Annotated in this window: 25 protein-coding genes; 10 read left to right on the top strand and 15 right to left on the bottom strand. The window is 65.5% G+C overall.

Annotated features, from left to right (window positions below; all coding sequences use genetic code 11):
• Positions 1-246: 246 nt before the first annotated feature.
• From THITHI_RS0115190 to THITHI_RS0115155, 8 genes are all read right to left on the bottom strand, one after another.
• On the bottom strand, positions 247-825 hold the full coding sequence (locus THITHI_RS0115190) for a methylated-DNA--[protein]-cysteine S-methyltransferase (protein WP_332252167.1): 579 nt from the start codon (positions 823-825) through the stop codon (positions 247-249).
• A gap of 27 nt (positions 826-852) precedes the next feature.
• On the bottom strand, positions 853-2,592 hold the full coding sequence (locus tag THITHI_RS0115185) for a hypothetical protein (protein ID WP_026186401.1): 1,740 nt from the start codon (positions 2,590-2,592) through the stop codon (positions 853-855).
• A gap of 164 nt (positions 2,593-2,756) precedes the next feature.
• Positions 2,757-3,110: a 50S ribosomal protein L19 gene (rplS, locus tag THITHI_RS0115180; protein WP_018233961.1), complete on the bottom strand. Its 354-nt coding sequence runs from the start codon at positions 3,108-3,110 to the stop codon at positions 2,757-2,759.
• An 18-nt stretch (positions 3,111-3,128) separates the two neighbouring features.
• Positions 3,129-3,890, bottom strand: a complete 762-nt coding sequence (trmD, locus tag THITHI_RS0115175; RefSeq protein ID WP_026186400.1) for a tRNA (guanosine(37)-N1)-methyltransferase TrmD — start codon at positions 3,888-3,890, stop codon at positions 3,129-3,131.
• A gap of 18 nt (positions 3,891-3,908) precedes the next feature.
• Complete coding sequence (rimM, locus tag THITHI_RS0115170) at positions 3,909-4,415, bottom strand: ribosome maturation factor RimM (protein WP_018233959.1); 507 nt, start codon at positions 4,413-4,415, stop codon at positions 3,909-3,911.
• A 25-nt stretch (positions 4,416-4,440) separates the two neighbouring features.
• Positions 4,441-4,695: a 30S ribosomal protein S16 gene (gene rpsP / locus THITHI_RS0115165; protein ID WP_018233958.1), complete on the bottom strand. Its 255-nt coding sequence runs from the start codon at positions 4,693-4,695 to the stop codon at positions 4,441-4,443.
• Positions 4,696-4,901: 206 nt separating this feature from the next.
• Complete coding sequence (gene ffh / locus THITHI_RS0115160; RefSeq protein ID WP_018233957.1) at positions 4,902-6,266, bottom strand: signal recognition particle protein; 1,365 nt, start codon at positions 6,264-6,266, stop codon at positions 4,902-4,904.
• A 65-nt stretch (positions 6,267-6,331) separates the two neighbouring features.
• Positions 6,332-7,099 carry an MBL fold metallo-hydrolase gene (locus THITHI_RS0115155; protein WP_018233956.1) on the bottom strand — a complete coding sequence of 256 codons (768 nt, stop codon included), beginning with the start codon at positions 7,097-7,099 and terminating at the stop codon, positions 6,332-6,334.
• Positions 7,100-7,398: 299 nt separating this feature from the next.
• Here THITHI_RS0115155 and THITHI_RS0115150 point away from each other — a divergent pair, with 299 nt between their 5' ends.
• From THITHI_RS0115150 to THITHI_RS0115115, 8 genes are all read left to right on the top strand, one after another.
• Positions 7,399-8,211 (top strand): cytochrome C assembly family protein, encoded by an 813-nt coding sequence (locus THITHI_RS0115150; protein ID WP_018233955.1) that lies wholly within the window; start codon positions 7,399-7,401, stop codon positions 8,209-8,211.
• 169 nt (positions 8,212-8,380) lie between these two features.
• Positions 8,381-9,673: an HlyC/CorC family transporter gene (locus THITHI_RS0115145; protein ID WP_018233954.1), complete on the top strand. Its 1,293-nt coding sequence runs from the start codon at positions 8,381-8,383 to the stop codon at positions 9,671-9,673.
• 6 nt (positions 9,674-9,679) lie between these two features.
• On the top strand, positions 9,680-11,062 hold the full coding sequence (radA, locus tag THITHI_RS0115140; protein ID WP_018233953.1) for a DNA repair protein RadA: 1,383 nt from the start codon (positions 9,680-9,682) through the stop codon (positions 11,060-11,062).
• A 30-nt stretch (positions 11,063-11,092) separates the two neighbouring features.
• Positions 11,093-11,995, top strand: a complete 903-nt coding sequence (locus THITHI_RS0115135) for an SRPBCC family protein (RefSeq protein WP_232199436.1) — start codon at positions 11,093-11,095, stop codon at positions 11,993-11,995.
• Between the two features lie 119 nt (positions 11,996-12,114).
• Positions 12,115-12,525: a DUF4870 family protein gene (locus THITHI_RS19260; protein WP_018233951.1), complete on the top strand. Its 411-nt coding sequence runs from the start codon at positions 12,115-12,117 to the stop codon at positions 12,523-12,525.
• Positions 12,518-13,114, top strand: coding sequence for a hypothetical protein (locus THITHI_RS0115125; RefSeq protein WP_198005620.1), 597 nt, complete (start codon positions 12,518-12,520; stop codon positions 13,112-13,114). The genes THITHI_RS19260 and THITHI_RS0115125 overlap by 8 nt, the downstream gene beginning before the upstream one ends.
• A 3-nt stretch (positions 13,115-13,117) precedes the next feature.
• Positions 13,118-13,708 (top strand): cytochrome c oxidase subunit 3 family protein, encoded by a 591-nt coding sequence (locus THITHI_RS0115120; RefSeq protein ID WP_018233949.1) that lies wholly within the window; start codon positions 13,118-13,120, stop codon positions 13,706-13,708.
• Positions 13,709-13,710: 2 nt separating this feature from the next.
• Positions 13,711-14,010, top strand: coding sequence for a cytochrome C oxidase subunit IV family protein (locus THITHI_RS0115115; protein WP_033336964.1), 300 nt, complete (start codon positions 13,711-13,713; stop codon positions 14,008-14,010).
• 55 nt (positions 14,011-14,065) lie between these two features.
• Here THITHI_RS0115115 and THITHI_RS0115110 read toward each other — a convergent pair whose 3' ends face one another.
• The 5 genes from THITHI_RS0115110 to THITHI_RS0115090 all read right to left on the bottom strand — a co-directional run bounded on the left by THITHI_RS0115110 (position 14,066) and on the right by THITHI_RS0115090 (position 19,015).
• Positions 14,066-14,302: a hypothetical protein gene (locus THITHI_RS0115110; RefSeq protein ID WP_018233947.1), complete on the bottom strand. Its 237-nt coding sequence runs from the start codon at positions 14,300-14,302 to the stop codon at positions 14,066-14,068.
• 18 nt (positions 14,303-14,320) lie between these two features.
• Positions 14,321-16,261, bottom strand: a complete 1,941-nt coding sequence (locus THITHI_RS0115105) for a nitric oxide reductase activation protein NorD (RefSeq protein ID WP_018233946.1) — start codon at positions 16,259-16,261, stop codon at positions 14,321-14,323.
• A gap of 27 nt (positions 16,262-16,288) precedes the next feature.
• Positions 16,289-17,098, bottom strand: a complete 810-nt coding sequence (locus THITHI_RS0115100; RefSeq protein WP_018233945.1) for a CbbQ/NirQ/NorQ/GpvN family protein — start codon at positions 17,096-17,098, stop codon at positions 16,289-16,291.
• Between the two features lie 66 nt (positions 17,099-17,164).
• On the bottom strand, positions 17,165-18,511 hold the full coding sequence (locus THITHI_RS0115095) for a cbb3-type cytochrome c oxidase subunit I (RefSeq protein ID WP_018233944.1): 1,347 nt from the start codon (positions 18,509-18,511) through the stop codon (positions 17,165-17,167).
• Positions 18,512-18,562: 51 nt separating this feature from the next.
• Positions 18,563-19,015: a c-type cytochrome gene (locus THITHI_RS0115090; protein WP_018233943.1), complete on the bottom strand. Its 453-nt coding sequence runs from the start codon at positions 19,013-19,015 to the stop codon at positions 18,563-18,565.
• A 401-nt stretch (positions 19,016-19,416) separates the two neighbouring features.
• On the opposite strand from THITHI_RS0115090, the gene THITHI_RS0115085 reads away from it, so the two are divergent.
• Together THITHI_RS0115085 and THITHI_RS0115080 are read left to right on the top strand one after the other, a co-directional pair.
• Entirely contained in the window at positions 19,417-19,995 is a 579-nt protein-coding gene (locus tag THITHI_RS0115085) for a TetR/AcrR family transcriptional regulator (protein ID WP_026186399.1), read from the top strand.
• Positions 19,996-20,115: 120 nt separating this feature from the next.
• On the top strand, positions 20,116-20,511 hold the full coding sequence (locus tag THITHI_RS0115080; protein ID WP_018233941.1) for a group I truncated hemoglobin: 396 nt from the start codon (positions 20,116-20,118) through the stop codon (positions 20,509-20,511).
• Between the two features lie 79 nt (positions 20,512-20,590).
• Here THITHI_RS0115080 and THITHI_RS0115075 read toward each other — a convergent pair whose 3' ends face one another.
• Both THITHI_RS0115075 and THITHI_RS0115070 read right to left on the bottom strand, forming a co-directional pair.
• Complete coding sequence (locus THITHI_RS0115075) at positions 20,591-21,175, bottom strand: DUF3501 family protein (protein WP_018233940.1); 585 nt, start codon at positions 21,173-21,175, stop codon at positions 20,591-20,593.
• Between the two features lie 35 nt (positions 21,176-21,210).
• Complete coding sequence (locus THITHI_RS0115070; RefSeq protein ID WP_018233939.1) at positions 21,211-21,516, bottom strand: encapsulin-associated ferritin-like protein; 306 nt, start codon at positions 21,514-21,516, stop codon at positions 21,211-21,213.
• Positions 21,517-21,519: the final 3 nt, after the last annotated feature.

Below are 21,519 nucleotides of genomic sequence, written 5' to 3'. Positions count from 1 at the left end.
CCTGAACCCACACCCGAAACTGGTCGTATAGCCTGATAAAGGGCCTTAGCATTGTCAAGAAACAGAAAAATAACAGGATTTTCTAATATTACTGAACCCCGGAGCCCAGGCCCCACGGGGCTTTGCCCACCCGGAATTCAGCACAATTCGGTGCCCTCATCCCGGGCGCAGGCGCAATTCAGGTACACGGGTCGCGGCACGCCGGGCCGTCCGGGGGCGTGAGCGCCGCGATCCGGGTCGTGTGCGTCAGAGGCGGTCTCCCCGTTGCTCGTGGGCCAGCAGCCACGCCTTGACGGCCACGGGCGCACCGCGTGTTCTGCCGCCGTATCCTCCGGTACCGCCCGAGGCCGGCACTACCCGATGGCAGGGGACCACGATGACCAGCGGATTATGTGCACAGGCGCCCCCCACCGCGCGCGCACCGGAACCGAGTTCACGTGCCAGGTCGCCGTAGCTGCGCCGTTCGCCGCTGGGGATGGCAGTGAGGCCGGCCCACACCCTGCGCTGAAAGGGCGTGCCTTCCGGATCCAGGGGAAGATCGAAGCGAAAGGCGGGGTCCGCAAAATAACGATCGAGCTGGTGCGCCACCTCGGCGGCCAGACCGCCGGGCCGGCGCAGGGGGACGGATTCGGGAAGGAATTCCAGTGACCGCAGACGGCCCTCCCGGCAACGAATGCCAAGACGGCCCACGGGACTCGGGATCACGGCATCATGGTCCATGGCGGCACACACTGACGGGGATGTCCGGTCACTGTAGTCCATGCCCGGCAGGGCCGCCAGCCACGATCTCGCCGGCGCAACCGCGCCGGAACGCTGCGCGGGCACCGCAATCACCGTTACGGGCGATGGCAGCTACCGGAGTTCCAGTTCCTGCAGGCGCTGACGCAGCACCACGCGGCGCTCCTGTTCGCGGGTGACCCGGAGGAGCCCGGCGTAGAGCGCCCGGGCATCCGAGACGAGTCCGGCACCGGCCAGTGCCTCCGCCGCCTGGAAGCGTGCGGTCATGCCCCAGGGATCGGAGACGCCCGGCCCCATGGACGCCGACCGGAGATACAGGCGCGCGGCCTCTTCATGATCTCCGAGGGCCTTGTGGGAATCGGCCTCCCAGTAGAGCACCTCCCGGAGCTGCCGCGGGTCCTCGAGCCGGGTCGCGACTGCCCGGAACAGATGAATCGCCGCATCGTGTCGCCGCACGGTCTGCAGGTCGAACAGCACCTGCATGAACCGGTCGGCGGCCTCGGGTTCCAGGCGGCGCACGGCGGAAAGCAGGTCGTACAGCCCGTCGATACCCGCCTCCTCCTGCCCGCCGAGGATCAGCAGCCGGGACCGGCGCAGCCCCCACTCGAAGGGATCGACGCCCTCCGGCGGCGAGGCCAGATCCGCCATGAGGGCCGACGCAGTATCCAGGTCACCGCGCCCCAGGGCATGCTCCGCCAGCAGGTGCCGCACCGCCGCGGGAACCCGTTCCGGCGAATCGAAGCGCGGACCGGCCAGATAAAGCGCATCCACCAGGTCCGCACCTCCGGTCTCCTCCAGGAGGCTCTCCCCCAGTCGGCGATGGGCGGTTTCCCGGGCTGCGGGATCCTGTCCACGCAGTGCCACCACGCTCAGCAGGCCACGTGCCGTGACGGCATGGGGCGGTGCCAGTTCATCGACGGCGGCGAACCAGGCCTCGTCATCCCCGATCAGCAGGTGCCGTTCATTGCCGGCCGCCTCGCCAAAGGCCAAGTAAGCCTCCCAGAGGGCATCCGGCGGCAATCGGAAATACCGGTCACCCGGTGGCAAATGGCCCTGATGCGCCATGGCAGCCTCCAACGCCGCCGCCCGACCCGCCGGATCCTCGCCGTTTTCCGATGCCAGGGCGGCCACCGCCAGGTAGCGGGCACGCGCCTCGCCGTCGAGCCCGTCACTGCCGGCCGCGGTCTGCATGGCAGCGATCAGGGCATCGGGTGACTCCAGTCCGGCCCGATACATGGCCAAGGCGCGCAGGGCGCGGGCCTCCGGCGCCGCGGCCCCCCGGAGGAGTCGGGCGGCCTCGGCATCACGTGCCTGATCCATCAGGATGCGCGCCTCCAGGGGCAGGGGGATGTCCGCCTCGTCACCCCGGTCCTGGCGCAGGCGGCGCAGGGTGGACAGGGCGTCGGCCGGCATGTCGTCGGCCTGGTAGCTCTCGGCCAGCATGCGCCGCCATGCGTCGAGCCACACCGGAGAGACGGCATCGCCGGAAAACCAGATGAGATCCCTGAGCAGTTCACGCGCTTCCCCCGGGCGCTCCAGCGCAAGCAGGGCGTGGGCCTGACGGGTGCGGGCCCAGATGAGAAAATCATGGGACAGGCCCGCCGGCAGACGGGCGGCACGATCCGCCACAGCCTCCCAACGGGCCTCCATGCCGAGGATCTCCAGCCGCGCGCGTTCCCGCGCCATCCAGCGCTCCGGATGGGCGAGGCGGTCGGGTGGCTGGCGATCCAGCGTGGCGAGGGCAAGATCGGCCGCGCCCAGCCGGGCCAGAGACATGGCCTCTTGCGCCACGGGATCGGCACCCGCCAGGGGCGCCAGGGTCAGGCAGAGAATCAGCAGGAGGATGCGGGGCATGAGCAATTCGAGGTTCAAGATTCAAAATTCAAGATTCAAAGTTCAAGGCGTGAGGGTACCCCACTTTGAATCTTGAATCTTGAACTTTGAATCCATTGTCCGGAATGCAAGAAGGGGCGCCGCGGTGTATCCGCGGCGCCCCTTCTTGCATTCCGGACAATGGCTCAGGATTGCTTGATGTCTTCCTTGATGCGGGCCGCCTTTCCGGTCAGGCCGCGCAGGTAGTAGAGCTTGGCGCGCCGCACGGCGCCGCGGCGCTTGACCTTGATCTCGGCCACCGCCGGGCTATAGGTCTGGAACACACGCTCCACACCTTCGCCATGGGAGATCTTACGCACCGTGAACGCGGAGTTGAGCCCCCGGTTGCGCTTGGCGATCACCACGCCTTCGAAGGCCTGCAGGCGCTCGCGGTTGCCTTCCTTCACCTTCACCTGCACCACCACGGTGTCACCGGGCGTGAAATCAGGCACCTCGCGGTTCATCTGCTCCGCTTCCAGCTGCTCAATGATGTTGCTCATGGTTTGAACCCCTGTCAGTCACTGCTTGCCGCGACCCGCGTCGTCCGCGTGCTCGCGCCGGTATTCATCCAAGAGGCGTTCATCCGCCTCGCTCAAATGCATCTTCTTCAACAGGTCCGGGCGCCGTTGCCAGGTTCGCCCCAGGGCCTGCTTGCGCCGCCAGCGCTCGATCTCGGCATGGTGCCCGCCGAGCAGCACTTCCGGCACGCCGCGTCCGTCGATGATCTCCGGTCGCGTGTAGTGCGGGCAGTCAAGCAGGCCCGTCATGAACGAATCCTGCTGTGCCGAATCCTCGTCGCCCAGCACACCCGGCAACAAGCGGGTACAGGCGTCGATCACCACCATGGCGGCCAGTTCGCCGCCGGAGAGGACATAGTCACCGATGGACCACTCCTCATCCACTTCCAGCTCCACCAGGCGCTCGTCGATGCCTTCGTAGCGCCCGGCGATCAGCATCAGCCTGGGCACCGAGGCCAGATGCCGTATGGCATCCTGGTCGAGCCTGCGTCCCTGGGGGCTCAGGTAGACCACCCGGGGCCGTTCACTGCCCGCCGCCCGGGCCTCGTGAATCGCCCGCCGCAACGGCTCCACCTTCATGACCATGCCGGGGCCGCCGCCATAGGGCCGGTCGTCCACGGTGCGGTGCCGATCCTCGGTGTAATCCCGGGGGTTCCAGCAGCGCAGCGCCAGCAGGCCCCGCTCCACCGCCCGTCCTGTGACCCCGCATCCGGCGACGCAGTTCACCAGTTCCGGGAAGAGTGTCACCACGTCGATGCGCATCATGTGTCCTGGCGAGAGCTACTGGAACTCCGGATCCCAGTCCACCGTGATGGTCCGCGTCTCGAGATCCACATTGCGCACCACGTCGCCGGGCACATAGGGGATCAGTCGTTCCCGGTCGCCGTTCACCACGATCACGTCGTTGGCGCCGGTTTCCAGCATGTCACCCACCACGCCGAGGTGCACACCGTCCACGGTAACTACCTCCAGGCCCAGCAGATCGGCCCAGTAGTACTCGCCGTCCGGCAGCGCGGCCAACTGGTCACGCCATACGGCGATCTCCTGACCGATCAGGGCGGCGGCCGCGTCACGGTCATCACACCCCTGGAACTTCATGATCACACCCTTTCCGTGGGCCCTGCCGGCCTCGACGCCGGCTTCCCGCCACTGCCCGCTCTGGCCAAGCTGGACGGAGCTGTAGCGGGCAATCTCATCGCGGGGCCGGGTATCGGAGAACACCTTGACCCAGCCCTGGACGCCAAACAGGCCGGAGATCCGGCCCAGCACGATGCGGCGGCGCTCCATGCCGGGCGTCCGCGCCGACCAGGCCTCAGGCCTGGTGCTGCTTCTTGAATTCAGCCAGCAGCTTGGCGGCGCGCTCGGAGGTCCTGGCGCCCTTGGAGAGCCAGTGCTCCATGCGCTCGCTGTCCAGGTGCAGACGCACTTCCTGGCCCCGGGCCACGGGGTTGAAATAGCCCAGCCGCTCGATGTAACCGCTGTCCCGCGGGCGGCGGGAATCGGTGACCACGATGTGGTAGAAGGGCACCTTCTTGGCACCGCCACGGGCGAGTCGAATCGTTACCATCGGTTTTTGCCTTGGATTGTCTGACAATCACGGGGCCGCAGGCCCCCGGAGAAACGCGCAAATATACAGATTGGAGAGGCAAGATACAAGATGCGCGCGACAAGAGGGGACAACTCCGGCCACCGTGGAGACCCGGTCTCCGTACCCCGGTTCTCATCTATTGATGTCTTGAATCTTGAATCTTGAATCTTGAATTCCGAATCCGTCTAGAACGGCAGTCCGCCACCCCCGGGCAAGCGGCCCTTCATGGCGCGCATCATCTTGCCCATGCCCCCCTTGGAGAACTGCTTCATGGCCTTGCTCATCTGCATGTGCTGCTTGAGCAGGCGGTTCACGTCCTGGACCTGGGTCCCGGAGCCGGCGGCGATTCGGCGCTTGCGCGAGCCCTTGATCAGGTCCGGATGGCGCCGCTCGCCCGGGGTCATGGAGTTGATGATGGCGATCATGCGGCCCACCTCCCTGTCGCTGGCCTGCCCCTTGGCGGCCTCCGGGATCTGACCCATGCCCGGCAGCTTGTCCATCAGCGAGGCCATGCCGCCCATCTTCTGCATCTGGGAGAGCTGCTCGCGCAGGTCCTCCAGATTAAAGCCCTTGCCGGTCTTGAGCTTCCGGGCGAGCTTGGCCGCCTTGGTCTGGTCCACCTGCCGTGTGGTCTCTTCCACCAGGCTGAGCACGTCCCCCATGCCCAGGATCCTGGATGCCACGCGTTCCGGGTGAAAGGGCTCCAGCGCGCCGGTCTTCTCACCCATGCCCAGAAACTTGATGGGCTTGCCGGTGATATGGCGCACGGACAGCGCCGCGCCGCCCCGGGCGTCGCCATCGGCCTTGGTGAGCACGACGCCGGTGAGCGGCAGGGCGTCGTTGAAGGCCTTGGCGGTATTGGCCGCATCCTGGCCCGTCATGCTGTCCACCACGAACAGGGTTTCCACCGGCGAGACGGCGGTGTGCAGACGCTGAATCTCCGCCATCATGTCCGCATCCACGTGCAGACGGCCGGCGGTGTCGACGATCAGCACATCCAGAAACTGCTTGCGGGCCTGTTCCAGGGCACGCCTGGCTATGCTCACCGGGTCCTCGCCTGCCGCGCTGGGCATGAACCCCACGCCCACCTCGCCGGCCAGGGTCTCCAGCTGCCGGATGGCCGCCGGACGATAGACGTCACAGCTGACCACCGCCACATTCTTCTTGTGGCGCTCCTTGAGCAGGCGCGCCAGCTTGGCGGTTGTGGTGGTCTTGCCCGAGCCCTGCAGGCCGGCCAGGAGCACAACCGCCGGCGGCTGCACGTTGAGCTGCAGGGCCTCGTTGGCCTGTCCCATGACGGCGATCAGCTCGTCGCTGACGATCTTGACCAGGGCCTGCCCCGGCGTAAGGCTGCCCAGCACCTCCCGGCCCAGGGCCCGTTCCTTCACGCGGGCGATGAACTCCCGCACGACCGGCAGGGCCACATCGGCCTCCAGCAGAGCCATGCGCACCTCGCGCAGGGTCTCCTGGACGTTGTCCTCGGTGATGCGCGCCTGGCCACGCAGACGCTTGACGGTGCCTTGCAGGCGCTCGGTGAGATTGTCGAACATGGGATCGTACCGGGTCGGCGGTCCGCGCCGCGGCCGCCATGGACGGGATTCGGATCAGCGGCCGATTATAACCGGAAAACATCACCGCTGCGGAGGCGATGCAGCTCCCGGTCGGGCATCCGGGCCATGAGTTCCTCCAGCACCCGGGATTCCTCGCCGGGCTTGAAATGGGTCACGCCGATGCGCGGCCGGTGGACAAGCTTCTCCAGGTCCGCCGCCAGAAGCCCCGGGCAATAGTGCCCGGAACGCCTGGCCAGGGCTTCCTCGTCATCACCGAAGGCGCATTCCACCATCAGCAGATCCAGCCGGTCGTGGGCATTGAGGGCAGCCCAGAGCTCATCGTTGGTGGTGCAATCTCCGCTGTAGGCGAACGCCGCGCCGCCCTGCTCGATACGAAAGCCGGCGGCGGGGACCGTGTGCCGCACCGGGAGCATCTCGATCCGCCGCCCGTCCACCTCCAGACGCATGCCCGGCTCCATGGGTTCGAAACGCATCACCGGACGGTCGGGATCGGGCAACGCCAGAAAGTCCGGCCAGATGCGCCAGTTGAAGATGTCGCTGCGAAGGATGTCCAGGCAGCCGGGCACGGCGTGGACGATCAGCGGACTGTCCTTCAACTGATTGAACAGGGTGTCCACCAGCAGAGGCAGGCAGGCCACATGGTCCATGTGGGGATGACTCAGGAACACATGCCGGATACGGGCAAGGGCGGCCTCGTCCAGATCGCCTACACCGGTGCCGCAATCCAGCAGGATGTCGTCATCCACGCGCACAGCCGTGGTGCGGTGCGCCCCGCCGATACCGCCGCTGCAACCCAGGATCTCGATCTGCATCAGCCACTCCCCGTTCGCGCAGAGGACACCTGTATCCCGCCACCGGGATTTTGATGGAGTACACTAGCACGTGCACCGCCCGTCCTTCCCCATCCTCGCCGGCAACTGTGAGCGATTCGACACTCGCCGCACCGGCACGCGCGTCGCCCATGCTCCGGGGTACTATATGACAAGGAAGCACGGATCCGGAATCACACCGCGGGCCGCGCCGCGCACAGCGGTTGCGAATATGCCGGCCGGGCTTCAACCGCGGACCCGGCTGTGCAATCATCCCAAGCTGACCCGGAACGCTCGCACCCATGCCCACGATTTTCGCACTGATCGCCATCCTGCTCTATCTGAGCGGCAGCGCCCTGCTGGCCAGGCGGCTCTGGCACGGTGACACCTACAGCGCCGCTACGCCCGTCTGGCGCGCCCCGCTGCTCACGGGGTGGGCATTGGCCGTGGTTCTCCATGCGGTGGCCATCTACGGGGACGCATTTACCGCCGCAGGCATCGATATGGGATTCTTCAATGCCCTGTCCCTGGCGGCCTGGCTCATCGCCCTGTTGCTGCTGGTCGCGAGTCTGCGCCACCCGCTCGAACTGCTGGGCATCGTCCTGCTTCCCTTCGCGGCGGTTGCCCTGGCTCTGGAGATTGTGTTCAGCGGACCCGGCACGGCCACCACCCTGCCCCCGGGGCTGCAGATCCATATCCTGTTGTCCCTGCTGGCCTACAGCCTGCTGGCCATCGGCGCCATTCAGGCCATCCTCCTGGCGGTACAGAATCATCACCTGCATCACCATCACCCCGGCGGGTTTATCCGCGCCCTGCCGCCGCTGGCCATCATGGAAGGCCTCCTGTTCCAGATCATCGGGTTGGGATTCCTGTTCCTGAGCGCAAGCCTGATCACCGGGTTCATCTTCCTGGATGATCTCTTCGGTCAGCACGTGGCCCACAAGACGGTACTCTCGATCTTCGCCTGGGGCCTATTTGCGGGCGTACTGTTCGGCCGCTGGCGATTCGGCTGGCGCGGGCGTATCGCCGTTCGCTGGACCCTGGGCGGATTCCTGGCACTGGCACTCGCCTACTTCGGCAGCAAGCTTGTGCTTGAACTGATGCTGGGGCGATAGGGGCGACTCAAGGTTCAAAGTTCAAAGTTCAAGGTTCAAGGTTCACAGGGGTGATCCTGCCGGGCACAGCGCGTTGTCCGGGCGGTCTTTCCCATTGAACTTTGAACCTTGAACTTTGAACCTTGAATCGCTCTAATGAACCGCCTAGCCCATTGCCCCCGGCCCCTTCTTGGCTGACATCCCCCTCACGGCATTGTTCGTCGTCCTGGTCGCGTTGCTGGCGTGCTCGGCGTTCTTCTCGGGCTCCGAAACGGCGCTCATGGCGCTCAACCGCTACCGGATGCGGCACATGGCCGAGTCAGGACACCCGGGCGCACGCCGGGCCCAGCGGCTGCTGGAAAAGCCCGACCGGCTCATCGGCCTGATCCTGCTGGGCAACAATTTCGTCAATATTCTCGCCACACAGCTGGCCACCTATCTGGGTTACCGCATCTACGGCGACGTGGGCATCGCCATCGCCACCGGGCTGCTGACCCTGACGCTGCTGCTGTTCGCCGAGGTCACGCCCAAGACCCTGGGCGCCCTGCATTCGGAGCGCTTCGCCTACCCGGCCGCCCGGATCTACACCCCCCTGCTGCGTCTCCTGTATCCGCTGGTCTGGGTCATCAACCTGATCGCCAACGGCCTGCTCAGGGCCCTGGGCGTGCGCACCCGGGATATCGACCATCATGCCCTCAGTTCCGATGAACTGCGCAGCGTGGTCAACGAGGCCGGCAGCCTGATCCCCGGCAAGCACCAGAAGATGCTGATCAACATCCTGGACCTGGAAAAGGCCACGGTGGAGGACATCATGGTGCCGCGCCACGAGATCCAGGGTCTCGATCTGGAGGACGACTGGGACGACATCGAGCAGCAGCTCTTCATGGGCAGCTACACGCGCATGCCTGTCTATCACGGCAACATCGATCAGATACAGGGCTTTATCCATGTGCGCAACGTGCTGCCCCTGATCTACCAGGGCGAGCTCAATCGGGAGACCCTGCGCGAGAACCTGCGCGACGCCTACTTCATTCCCGAGGGCACGGCGCTGAACCGCCAGCTGCTGAACTTTCAGCGCGAGCGCCGGCGCATCGGGCTGGTGGTGGACGAGTACGGGGACATCCAGGGGCTCGTCACCCTGGAGGACCTGCTCGAAGAGATCGTCGGCGAGTTCACCACCGACCCTGCGGCATTGTCCCCGGACGTCATGCCCCAGGAGGACGGCAGCTGGGTGGTGGACGGCGGTGTGCATCTCCGGGAACTCAACCGCATGATCGGCGCCCACTTCCGGCTCGACGGCCCCCGCACGCTGAACGGACTGATCATCGAGCACCTGGAGACCATCCCCGAGGCCAGCACCAGCGTACTCATCGACGGCTACCCCATCGAGATCGTGCAGGTGAAAAACAACGCAGTGAAGGCCGCGCGCATCGGCCGGCGCCTGACCTCCGTGGCCTCCATTGACAGACAGAGCGGTCCCTGATTGCCCATGGCCCGAGCAAAGACCCGGTTTCACTGCACCGCCTGCGGCGCCGTTCATCCCAAGTGGGGCGGCCAGTGCGCCGACTGCGGCGCCTGGAATACGCTCGAGGAAACCGTCGCGTCGGACGGACAGGCCGCCACGAGCGCACGCTTTGCGGGCTACGCGGGCGAAGCGGCGAAGATCCGCCGCCTGGGCGATGTGGTGGTGGAGGCCGAGCCGCGCACGGCTACCGGGCTTTCGGAACTGGACCGGGTGCTGGGCGGCGGACTGGTGCACGGCTCCGTGGTGCTCATCGGCGGCGACCCGGGCATCGGCAAGTCCACGCTGCTGTTGCAGTCTCTCGCCATCCTGACAGGTACGAAGGGCGGACACAGCGCAGCGCTGTCCGGACTGTACGTCACCGGCGAGGAATCGCCTCAACAGGTGAGCCTGCGCGCCCGGCGTCTGGGCCTGCCCTACGAGGACCTGCGGCTGCTCACCGAAACCTGTGCCGAACGCATCCTCCAGCATGCACAGCAGTCGCGCCCGGACGTCATGGTGGTGGATTCCATCCAGACCCTGTACACGGAGCAACTGCAGTCCGCCCCCGGCTCCGTCGCCCAGGTGCGCGAATCCGCCGCGCAACTGGTGCGCTTTGCCAAGCAGACGGGCACGTCGCTGTTCATCGTCGGCCACGTGACCAAGGAGGGCCAGCTGGCCGGACCCCGGGTGCTGGAACACATGGTGGACACGGTGCTCTATTTCGAGGGCGATCCCGGCGGGCGCTACCGGGTCCTGCGCGCAGTGAAGAACCGCTTCGGCGCGGTGAACGAGCTGGGCGTGTTCGCCATGGCGGACACCGGCCTCAAGCCCGTCAGCAACCCGTCCGCCATTTTCCTCTCCCGCCACGAGGACCCGGTTCCCGGCAGCGTGGTGATGGTCACCCGCGAAGGCACCCGCCCACTGCTGGTGGAGGTACAGGCCCTGGTGTCGGAGAGCCACGCCTCCCAGCCCCGGCGCATCACCGTGGGCCTGGAACAGAACCGGCTCACCATGCTGCTGGCGGTGCTGCACCGCCATGGCGGTATCGCGCTGTTCGACCAGGACGTGTTCGTCAATGTGGTGGGCGGCGTGCGCGTGACCGAGACCGCCGCCGATCTGCCCATGCTGGCCGCCGCCCTTTCGAGCTTCCGGGATCGCCCGCTCCCGCGGGAGCTGGTGATCTTCGGCGAGGTGGGCCTGGCCGGCGAGATCCGGCCGGTGCCCAACGGCGAGGAACGCCTGCGCGAAGCCGCAAAGCACGGCTACACCCGCGCCATCGTCCCCGCCGGCAATGCCCCGCGCAAATCCATCAAGGGTATCGAGGTGGTGGCGGTCTCTCGCCTGGCCCAGGTGCTGGACGCGCTGTAGGTGGAACAGGCAATGCAGGGTAGCGACAGTGTGACACATCGGTATCCGTTGCTCCCGTACCTCACGGGCCTGATCACCCTGTTGCTGCTCCTGCCAGCAGGGGCAGGGCAATCGGCCGGCACCGGGGGGGCCGACCGGGCCGGGATCCTCGATGCCATCGCGGCAAGCCCCTTCCACGAGCCGGTCCATCTGACCTCCGCGGAAGGGGAGCGCGAGGTCCGAGGTGACATCCATGCCATCCTGGATGCCCCGCTGGCGACCCTTGCCGACACTCTGGGAAACGTGGAGGACTGGTGCGGCATCCTGTTTCTGCATCTCAACGTCAAGGCCTGCGTGTACGGGGACGAGCCTGACGGCCCCGGCTTGACCCTCTACATGGGCCGCAAGAGCTATCAGGACGCGGAAGTGGTGGAGCAGATGCGCCTCGACTTTTACCGGGACCAGGCGGGCGAAGGCCTTGTGGCGGTTCGATTACAGGCCGACCGGGGACCCCAGGGCATCCGGGATGTCCGCCTGGACCTGCAGGCGGTCCCACTGGATGAAAACCGGAGTCTTCTGCACTTGCATTACACCGTCGGCTACGGGGCGCTGGCCCGGATGGCCATGGGCCTGTACTTTGCGTTCGGCGGCCGGGACCGCATCGGGTTCACCATAGTGGACCGGGATCCGGAGGGCAGACCGGTCCACGTGGACGGGATACGCGGCATGATCGAACGCAACACCGTGCGCTTCTATTTTGCCCTCAAGGCCTATCTGCGCGAGCCCGACCACGACCGGCTGGAGATACGTCTGGCCCATTGGTTCGACCTCACCGAACGCCATCCGGAGCAGCTCCGGGAAATGGATCGGGACACCTACCTGGCACAAAAACTGCGTGAGTACGAAAACCAGGTGGCCCTGCAGGCGCGTGGCGAGGAACCGGCGTGGCCTTGATCCCGGACAATTCCCAACGGGCTTGCCCCTGCCATACTTAAGATGTATTCATGGGCTATGTTTTCAGCGTGATCGGCCCTCACGCCCCACACCCAGTCGTCCGAGCGAGGTCAGTCCCTATGCAAGCCGCACGCACAGCCGACAGCGAAGCACCCGACACCAGCATGGCAGAGCGCCTGCGGGGAAAGGGCGTCGCCATGACCGTTTACATCCTCTTTCTGGGCGGCATCATGATGGTGTTCACCGCGTTCATCGGGGTGCTGATCGCACACCTGAAGCGCGGCCGGGTCGGCGCATGGGTGGACAGCCACCTGCTGTTCCAGATCCGCACCTTCTGGCTGGGGCTGCCGGCGCTGACCGTCGGGCTGCTGCTGGCCTGGAACCTGTCCGGCTACCTGATTATCACCGCCTGGGTGGTCTGGGCCATCGGCCGCTGCGGCGTGGGTATACACCGCCTGATGGACAACCGCCCCATCGAGGAACCACGCAGCCTGTGGTTCGGCGGGGCACGGGTCACCCTGAATGATTGACTCGGATATGGACGTGCACGCGCATCGACCCACGGCCCCGCTGCCCTCTGAACCCGCGCGGGGGCGCTCCGGGGCGGTCACCGGGCTGGCTTGGGTTTTCATTCTGGCCTCCGTGGCAACCCTGGTGTTCGTGGGCGCGCGGCTCCTGTCCGGAGAAGTGCCCTCGGTGGCCGTCGCCGACCGGGGGGCAGGCGGATTGATCGCGGGCGTCGCCTGGGTACTCGAGCGCGGGCATGCCCTCATGGGACTCCTGATGGCCGGCGGTCTGCTCACCCTGTGGCTGGCCGTCGCGCTGCTGCGGCGCCGCCACTGGGCCCGCCGGGCCTTTCTTGCCCTGATGGCCTTCGGTTTCGTGGCGACCGTGGGCGGCGCCGCGGTGACGCCCCTGGCCTTCGCCCTGCTCCCGGATGAGGCCGCGGCAGCAGCCGTCGATCCCGATCAGCCGATGGCCGGTCTGGTGGGGCTGCTCGGGGCGCTGATCATCACGGCCACCGCGCTCACAGCGCTGTTTTCCTGGGTGGCATGGAAGCTGACCCGCCCCGCCGTGCGCGCCGAGTTCGAATCCAACCCGGTCGAAGCGGAAGGCTGAGAGATGCCAGAGCCGGGCACCCCGGGCCGCCACCCGGCGCGGCAGGAGGACGGCTGGGGTCCACTGTCGGCCCTGCCCGGCAACCCGCTGATGTGGGTGCTGATCCTCAGCGAGATGGTGGTATTCGCCGCGTTCTTCGGGCTGTTCGCCTGGCAGCGGGCCGCCGAGCGCGACGTCTTCGACGCTTCGCAACAGCTGCTAGATCCGGTGCTCGGCGGCATCAACACCATGGTGCTGCTCACCAGCGGACTGTGCGCCGCCTTCGCGGTGGGGGCCATCGCCGAGGGGCGCGTGCGCCGCTGCCGCCAGTGGCTGATGGCGGCGCTGGGGCTCGGGGTGGTGTTCTGCGTGGTCAAGGTGATCGAGTATGTGGACAAGCTCGGCGCCGGTCTGATGCCCGAGACCAATACCTTCTTCACCTACTACTACCTGCTCACCGGGTTCCATTTCGCCCACGTGCTGTTCGGCCTGGGCCTGATCGCACTGGTGGCGTGGCGCATCTCCCACGTCAACGTGGAGACCGCCACGGCGTTCTGGCACATGGTCGACCTGATCTGGATCCTGCTCTACCCGCTGATCTACCTGTTGAGGTGACCATGCGTAACGCCCTGCCCGGTACACGCCGTCTGCTGATCACCTGGGCCGTCCTCATGGGGCTGACCCTGGTGTCGATGCTGTCCGCGCAGCTCGGCGGCGAGGCCCGACTCCAGGCGCTGCCCCTGTGGTCGGCGCTGCTGCTCCTGCTGAGCACGGGCTTCAAGGCCCATCAGGTGCTGATGGTGTACCTCAACCTGCGTACGTCCACAGCGGCATGGAAGGGGACCTTCATCGGATTGGCCGTGGTGACCCTGGCGGTGATCGGTTCAGGATACGTGATGGCCCGCTTCGCCGGCTGACTGGCATCGCGCGATGATGAAGAGCGGGAGCAAACCGCACCCCGCACAAGCCGCTCTACCGGTCCGATGAAGGGCCACCCTTCGGTGTCCGTGTCGGCAGTTCCGGGGGCGGATCCGCCCATTCCGCGAGCATGCGCGCCATGCGTATCAGTCCGTAGACGATGAAGGGCGCCAGGAGCATCAGGGCGACGCCCCAGTCACGGGTATTGATGAGCCAGACGAGCGGCACCACCACGGCCAGGGCGATCAACAGCCCGATGACGACGGCGATACTGGCGCGTGACACTTGCATGGAACCTCCCGGACCGGCTCAGACGCCGATGATCTGACGATAAATGCCCGGGAGCGCCATGGCCAGATGTTCGGGGCGGTTGACGATGGCATAGCTGCCGCGGCCGAACAGGTGAGGGATATACTGCCGGGCCTCCCGGTCGATGGTCACCCCGAACACCCGCACCTCCTGCCGGCGGGCCTCAAGCACGGCCTTGCGGGTGTCCTCGATAGCGTAGCGTCCCTCGTAGTAGTCCGTGTCATTGGGCTTGCCATCGGAGAGCACCAGCAGCAGGCGATACCGGTTCGGACGCTTGGCCAGTTCACCGGTCACATGACGGATGGCGGGCCCCATGCGGGTGTAATGACCGGGCTTGAGCGCCGCGATGCGGCGCCCCACCCGGTCGCCCATCGGTTCCTCGAACCCCTTGAGGACATTCACCCACACACGCTGGCGACGGTGCGAGGTGAAGCAGTGGATGGCATAGTCGTCGCCGCAACCGGCCAGACCGTGACCCAGCACCAGCAGCGCTTCCTTTTCCACATCCAGCACGCGGCGATCCTCCAGCCAGGCATCGGTGGACAGGGAGACATCCACCAGGATGGACACGGCCAGATCCCGGGCCTGTTGCCGGGTGGACAGGTAGAAGCGATCGCGGGTTTCGCCGGTGGCGGCCAGGTCGCAACGGGATCGGATCAGGGCGTCGGTATCGAGCTCGTTGCCGTCGATCTGGGCACGCAGCAACTCGCGCCGCGGCCGCAGAGCCTCGAACTCGCGCCTCACCCTGCGGATGCGCCGGCGGGTCTCCTCGTCCGGCACCCAGTCGTCCCCTTCCTCGCTTTGTACATCCGTATGCACCACGCAGTGGTCCGGCAGATAGACCTGCTTGCGGTGGTTCCACTCCGGGTAGGTGTGAATCCCCCGCAGGCGGCCGCCCACCACCTCGTCGGGCGGCAGGTCCAGGTCCACCTTGAGGCGGGTGGCGGCGCGCCGTTTGTGAGGGCTGATGGTGATCTCCTCGATCTGCTCGGCGGCGCGCTTGGCCTCTTCGTCCTCCTCATCCTCCACCAGCCGGTTGAGATTGACCATCTCGGTCCAGGACAGCATCTTCTCGAAACGGTTGAGCACCAGCGGGTCATCGCGCTCGCTCTGATCCTGGTGGCGCCGTTCGGCCTGGCGCTTACCTTCGCTGGCGGACTGGGGACTCCCGGCCCCGCCGCCTTCCTCCGCCTCGTCATCCGCTTCGCGTCCCTTGCCCGTGCCCAGTGCCACCACCTGGCCCCACAGGGGCACCGGCAGGGGCGGCCTATAATCGCGGGGGGCACGGTAGTCGTCCAGCGCCGCGGGTTCCGGCGAGGTCACCACCTCCAGCAGGGCCCGGGCCTGCGGGGACAGCGGCCGGGCATCGCCCAGCAGCGCACGGATGGTGTCTTCCACCAGCGCCTCCGCGGCGGGCAGACGGCGGGTCGGCCGCGCCTTGAGCAGTGCACGGCAAAGCCGCGCATGGCGCGCCTCCAGCCCGGGGAACTGCGCCAGCGCCGCCTCACGGGCCCGCACCGCCTGGCGCAACTGGGCAATATCGTGTCGCAGTGGATCGTCATGAGATTCGGGACGCTGCGCCACCGCCAGAAAGGCGGTCAGCCAGAAGTAGAGATCCCGGTTGAGGATCCGGTCGGAAAAGATGTCGATACGCGGCGGTAGGAGCAGGTTCTCCTCGTCACGGCGCGCCAGGTCCACCGACTCCTCGTCCAGGCCCAGCCGCTGGCGCAGGGTCAGGCGATGGGCCGAGCTGCGCGCCACGATGGCGGCCACCTCCAACCCCTTCTCGCCGCCACTGGCACGAAAGAACACGCTGAGCACATGGCGAAGGTCATCCAGAGAGACAGCGGCCTCGGGGTGGCGCGGGTAACTGGCCGCACCGGCGGCCCACCGGTGCCAATAGCGCCCGACGAACTCCTCGACCTCCAGGAACTGGAACATGGGTTCTCCCGTGTCGCGCCGTCGGGTTCAGCCGAATGTCGCCTGGATCGCTTCCAGCAGACCTTCCTGGACGTCGTCATCGTCGGTGAGCGGTTCCACCAGGGTGGCGCGGGTCGCCTCCAGGATGGGCATGCCCGAGGCGATCAGGGTCGCGCAGTAGACCAGGAGACGCGTGGAAACACCTTCCTCCAGATCCTGGCCCTTCATCTCACGCAACCGTGTCGCCAGGTTGACCAGGGCAGCGCACTTGTCACGCGCCAGCCCGCTTTCGCGGGCGACGATATCGCGCTCCAGTTCAGGGGGCGGGAAACCGAAGGACATGGCCACGAAGCGCTGACGGGTGCTGGGCTTCAGGGACTTGAGGATGTGCTGGTAACCGGGGTTGTAGGACACCACCAGCATGAAATCGTCAGGCGCATCGAGCATCTCGCCCGTGCGCTCCAGCGGCAGCATGCGCCGATCATCGGTGAGCGGATGCAGGACCACGGTCACATCCTTTCGGGCCTCCACCACCTCATCGAGGTAGCAGATGCCTCCCTCGCGCACGGCCCGGGTCAGCGGCCCGTCCACCCAGCGGGTCTCGCCGCCCTGCAGGAGGAAACGCCCCGTCAGATCGGCGGCGGTCAGGTCATCGTGACAGGATACCGTGAAAAGGGGGCGGCCCAGACGGGCCGCCATATGGCTCACAAAACGGGTCTTTCCGCAGCCGGTGGGCCCCTTGAGCAACAGCGGCAGCCGCTGCCGGAAGGCCCGCTCGAAGAGGTCACATTCGTGACCGACGGCCTGGTAAAAGGGCGTTTCCCGGTCGAGTTCAGCATGGGTTGCAGTCAACGGCATCACGATCCTCCAGGAAACGGTGCCCGGGTTGCGGCCAGTGACGCCGCAACCCGGGCCGCGGCTCGATCACTCGGCAGTCGCCGAGGCCTTGGCATAGGCCGGCACCTGCTCTCGGGCGGGGCCAAAGACCGCATAGAAGAACATCAGGGCCGCGATGATCACGAACACGCCGGCACCCAGACGCATGACATAGAACATCTCGATCTGGCTTTGCACCTCCATGAAGTTCATGCCCATCACCCGCTGCAGGTGGGTCTGCACCACACCCGCGAAGGTCAGGGTGAAGGTCATGAAGGCCATGGCCGAGGTCATGATCCAGAACGCCCACATGTTCAACACCTGATTATAGGGCTGGACACGACGGAGTTGCGGCATGGCATAGGTGATGATCGCCAGTACCAGCATCACGTAGGCGCCGTAGAAGGCCAGGTGGCCATGGGCGGCGGTGATCTGCGTGCCGTGAGTGTAGTAGTTGATGAACGACAGCGTGTGCATGAAGCCCCACACCCCGGCGCCGAAGAAGGCGATGGTCGCGCAGCCCAGGGTCCAGAGCATGGCCGCCTGATTGGGATGGTTGCGACTGCCCTTCCAGAACATGTAGAAGGCAAACACGACCATGGCGAAGAACGGGATCACCTCCAGCGTCGAGAAGATGCTGCCGATGGGCTGCCAGTAGCCGGGCGTGCCGATCCAGTAGTAGTGATGACCGGTGCCCAGCAGGCCCGAGAACAGCGAGAGGCCCACAATGACGTACAGCCACTTCTCGATGATCTCGCGGTCAACCCCGGTCATCTTGATCAGCAGGTAACCCAGCAGGGACGCCATGATCAGTTCCCAGACACCCTCCACCCAGATGTGCACGATCCACCACCAGTAGAGCTTGTCCAGGGCCAGGTTGGCCGGATTGAAGAACGCGAACAGCCAGAAGATGGCCGCCAGCCACAACCCGAGCATCAGGACCATGTTTATGGCGGTCCTGCGGCCATTGATCATGGTCATGCTGGTATTGAACAGGAACATCAGGAACGAGATGGTGATCAGCACCTTCACCCACAGGGGCTGTTCCAGATAGTGGCGGCCCTCGTGGATGCCGAACTGGTAGCCGATCAGCGCGGCCGCGCCGGCGAAGGCGAAAATGGCCAGCTGGATATAGGCGATCTTCGGACTGTAGATCTCGTGTTCCGCCTCCTCCGGCATCAGGTAATAGGTACAGCCCATGAAGCCGATCAGCAGCCACACCAGCAACAGATTGGTATGGCTGGTGCGCATGATGTTGAACGGCATCGCTTCAGCCAGGAAGTTCGGTGCCACGTATGCAATCGCCCCCAGCAGCCCGAAAATCAACTGCAGCGCGAACAGCGCCATGGCAACCATGAAGAATGGCAATGCCACCTTTTGCGTTTCATATTTCATCGGTCTCTTTCTCCTCGGATCGTTAGCCCAATTTCAACGCACACATCCGCGTCAGCCCGACGGATGGGGTGGCCAGTTCTGGGTGTCGATGGAATCGGTCCACTGGAAGAAATCGATGAGCGCATCCATCTCTTCATCGTTGATGTCGAAATAAGGCATCTGGCGCCGCCCGGGAACGCCGGTGGGCATGGCACGCATCCAGGCCGCAAGTGCGGCACGTGCCCCCTCGGGATTCTCCCGCCCGCCGAAACGGGTCCAGACATTGCCGATCTCGGGGGCGAAGTAGGCGCCTTCACCGATGATCGAATGGCAATTGATGCAGTTGTGTTCCTCCCACACCTCCTTGCCCAGCTTTACGGAATCCGTAAGGCCCGCACTGTCGGTGGAAACATTCACGATATACAAATGGCTATGCGCGGTCAGCGCAGCAAATATGAGGAAGAAGAACAGGGATCCCCCATAAAAGATGTTGCGCGCCGCTGCCTTGGTGAGGCCCTCGGTCATTTGCGTACCCCCTTACTCTTAAGTGGCAGTTGCAGTTCCGCCCCCGATCGGTTCGACCAGCGGTCGCCCTCAAGGACCGTCGGAACAGGTTCCGTGCACCCTGAACATGTATTACCGATGCATGTTGAGAAAAAGAGTATAGGCCGGAAGATGTCATCGTGTTGATCTCGGTCAATTGGATGCACGAGGTGCCGGGCGCATGCGAGATCCCGGCGATCCCGCGTCTACGCTGCAACAACCGTGTCCGCGGGCACAAGCCGGCGGAGCACCGGAACGGCCCAAGGGAGAAGGTGATCACACTATTCCGGATAAGCCGGCGAAGAGCCGCGGGTCTGGCCCTTGACAGATTCCGGGGGGCGTCTATGGTTTAGATGTAGACCGATCAGTCTAATCCGGGGCCCATGACACATTCAACGAAGCAACGCCTACTCAACTCGGGCCTGTCCATGCTCCTCGAGCACGGGTACAACGACCTGGGTATCCAGACCCTGCTCGCGGCCGCGGGGATCCCAAAGGGCTCTTTCTACCATCACTTCCGAAACAAGGAAGACTTCGCGCTACAGGTCATCGACGAGTACATGCGCGAAGTACATGCGGGCCTGGACGCCTGCCTCGGGAGCAAGGAACAGCCCCCGCTCGATCGGGTGCGCTGCTTCTTCGAGGCATCGCGGCGGAAGTATCAGAAGGACGGGTACATGGGCTGCCTGCTGGGCGGACTCGGACAGGAACTGTCGGGGGTCAGCGAGGTGTTCCGCAACAGGATCGAGGCGTGCTTCACCGAGATCGCCGGACGTCTCACCGATTGCCTGGAGGAAGCCCGGCGGCGGGGTGACATCTCCCCGGACGCCGACCCGGAGCACATGGCGGGGCTGCTGCTCGACTGCTGGGAGGGCGCGGCATTGCGCAGCCGCCTGCGGCGGGACCCGGCGCCGCTGAATGCCATGCTCGATTTCTACTTCCGCTCGGCGGCCGTTTGCTGATGTCTCTGTCTTTCTGCTGCCCGGAGAGTAAACCGACCGGTCTATTCGTTTCATGTAACGGAACCTGCGAAACCGACATCACGGAGCACCAACCCACCCCCATCGAGAGGAGAGACTGCCATGCAGACCGCATCATCCATCGACACCGCATCACTCTATGAACGCCTCGGCCGGGCGGACGGAATCGCCGCGCTGGTGGACGACATCGTCGAGGCCCACATGCGCAATCCGGTCATCCGCGCACGCTACCTGCCCCTGAAGAACACGCCCGAACACCTGGCGGAGGTCAAGGCGCATCTGTGCCAGTTTCTCGGTGCCGGCAGCGGCGGTCCGGAGCGCTATGCCGGGCGCAGCATGACGGAGGCCCATCGGGGGATGAACGTCAGCGAGGCGGAGTTCATGGCCGCCCTCGACGACATCCTGGAGACGCTGGACCGGCACGGCATCGACGGGCAGACCCGCAAGGATATCCTCGCCATCGGCTATGCATTGAAACCGGAGATCGTGGGCCTCTGAAGGCCGGCCGCCCGGGTCCACAACGAAGAAAGGGGGCCGCGCGGCCCCCTTTCTTCTTACCCGTTCATGCGGTCAGGACTCATGCCAGGTCGTTGGCCAGCGAATCCCGAACGCTCCGGGGAAGCGGCTCCACCTGATGGCGGTAGTTCTCATGGTCGACACCCACGCTGACGGCCGCACCCGATTTCACCGCCGCGACCATCTCGGGGGACAGTTCGAAGCGCATGAAGTGCACCGATGAGGTCTTCTCCTCGGTGTCGCGTTCCATGTCCTCGTCGGCGATGGCGTAGACCTTGTCGAAACCGCTCACCTGAACCCAGGTCTTGTCCTCGATGCCGATGAGCCGGGCCAGTGCCTGCTTGCGCTCCTCGACATCGTCGAACTCCACCATCATGGTGGCCTTGAAGTTCGAGCCATCCGGAATGAGGGGGTTGTAGGCGTCCAGCTCGTCCTCGATGCCCTCGGCTTCGTAGATGCGCTCCACCCGCAGCATCTCCTGGATCTGGTACTGCATGGTCAGCCGGTCCTCGAAGTGCAGCGTCACGTTGGGCCCGACGGGCACGACGCGGTCACGCTTGTGCTTCATCACGTCGGCACGGAACTGCGGCCGCACCTCGGCATACTTTTCCAGAGAATACAGATCATCTCGGGTCAACTTGGACATTACAGCTTCACCTCGTCTCGCAGATTACCGGGCATTCAGCCCTTGTGTTCATGTTCCAGGCTGGCGATGGGCTTGTCGGTGAACAGGTAGTCGCGCAGTTCCTTGTCGAAGGTCTTGTCGCGCCGGCGGATCCACTCCAGCACCATGGCCGCATGCTCCTTCTCCTCGTCGCGATTGTGGGCGAGGATGGCCCTGAGTTCCTCGTCCTTGCAGGCATCCACCCGCTGCTGATACCAGTCCACCGCCTCGAGCTCCTCCATCAGGGAGATGATCGCCCGGTGCATGTCACGGGTCTCGTCGCTCAGTTCCTCATGGGGCTCGTGGTAGCCTTCATTCGCCATCTC

The organism is Thioalkalivibrio thiocyanodenitrificans ARhD 1, assembly GCF_000378965.1.
Lineage (GTDB): Bacteria > Pseudomonadota > Gammaproteobacteria > Ectothiorhodospirales > Ectothiorhodospiraceae > Thioalkalivibrio_A > Thioalkalivibrio_A thiocyanodenitrificans.
This window is presented reverse-complemented; position numbering and strand designations above follow the sequence as displayed.

Excerpts from the sequence above, each read along its gene's own strand:
- THITHI_RS0115185 (WP_026186401.1), bottom strand. The coding sequence starts at position 2,592 with ATGCCCCGCATCCTCCTGCTGATTCTCTGCCTGACCCTGGCGCCCCTG.
- rplS (WP_018233961.1), bottom strand. The coding sequence starts at position 3,110 with ATGAGCAACATCATTGAGCAGCTGGAAGCGGAGCAGATGAACCGCGAG.
- trmD (WP_026186400.1), bottom strand. The coding sequence starts at position 3,890 with ATGCGCATCGACGTGGTGACACTCTTCCCGGAACTGGTGAACTGCGTC.
- rimM (WP_018233959.1), bottom strand. The coding sequence starts at position 4,415 with ATGGAGCGCCGCCGCATCGTGCTGGGCCGGATCTCCGGCCTGTTTGGC.
- rpsP (WP_018233958.1), bottom strand. The coding sequence starts at position 4,695 with ATGGTAACGATTCGACTCGCCCGTGGCGGTGCCAAGAAGGTGCCCTTC.
- ffh (WP_018233957.1), bottom strand. The coding sequence starts at position 6,266 with ATGTTCGACAATCTCACCGAGCGCCTGCAAGGCACCGTCAAGCGTCTG.
- THITHI_RS0115155 (WP_018233956.1), bottom strand. The coding sequence starts at position 7,099 with ATGCAGATCGAGATCCTGGGTTGCAGCGGCGGTATCGGCGGGGCGCAC.
- THITHI_RS0115150 (WP_018233955.1), top strand. The coding sequence starts at position 7,399 with ATGCCCACGATTTTCGCACTGATCGCCATCCTGCTCTATCTGAGCGGC.
- radA (WP_018233953.1), top strand. The coding sequence starts at position 9,680 with ATGGCCCGAGCAAAGACCCGGTTTCACTGCACCGCCTGCGGCGCCGTT.
- THITHI_RS19260 (WP_018233951.1), top strand. The coding sequence starts at position 12,115 with ATGCAAGCCGCACGCACAGCCGACAGCGAAGCACCCGACACCAGCATG.
- THITHI_RS0115125 (WP_198005620.1), top strand. The coding sequence starts at position 12,518 with ATGATTGACTCGGATATGGACGTGCACGCGCATCGACCCACGGCCCCG.
- THITHI_RS0115120 (WP_018233949.1), top strand. The coding sequence starts at position 13,118 with ATGCCAGAGCCGGGCACCCCGGGCCGCCACCCGGCGCGGCAGGAGGAC.
- THITHI_RS0115115 (WP_033336964.1), top strand. The coding sequence starts at position 13,711 with ATGCGTAACGCCCTGCCCGGTACACGCCGTCTGCTGATCACCTGGGCC.
- THITHI_RS0115110 (WP_018233947.1), bottom strand. The coding sequence starts at position 14,302 with ATGCAAGTGTCACGCGCCAGTATCGCCGTCGTCATCGGGCTGTTGATC.
- THITHI_RS0115105 (WP_018233946.1), bottom strand. The coding sequence starts at position 16,261 with ATGTTCCAGTTCCTGGAGGTCGAGGAGTTCGTCGGGCGCTATTGGCAC.
- THITHI_RS0115100 (WP_018233945.1), bottom strand. The coding sequence starts at position 17,098 with ATGCCGTTGACTGCAACCCATGCTGAACTCGACCGGGAAACGCCCTTT.
- THITHI_RS0115095 (WP_018233944.1), bottom strand. The coding sequence starts at position 18,511 with ATGAAATATGAAACGCAAAAGGTGGCATTGCCATTCTTCATGGTTGCC.
- THITHI_RS0115090 (WP_018233943.1), bottom strand. The coding sequence starts at position 19,015 with ATGACCGAGGGCCTCACCAAGGCAGCGGCGCGCAACATCTTTTATGGG.
- THITHI_RS0115085 (WP_026186399.1), top strand. The coding sequence starts at position 19,417 with ATGACACATTCAACGAAGCAACGCCTACTCAACTCGGGCCTGTCCATG.
- THITHI_RS0115080 (WP_018233941.1), top strand. The coding sequence starts at position 20,116 with ATGCAGACCGCATCATCCATCGACACCGCATCACTCTATGAACGCCTC.
- THITHI_RS0115075 (WP_018233940.1), bottom strand. The coding sequence starts at position 21,175 with ATGTCCAAGTTGACCCGAGATGATCTGTATTCTCTGGAAAAGTATGCC.
- THITHI_RS0115070 (WP_018233939.1), bottom strand. The coding sequence starts at position 21,516 with ATGGCGAATGAAGGCTACCACGAGCCCCATGAGGAACTGAGCGACGAG.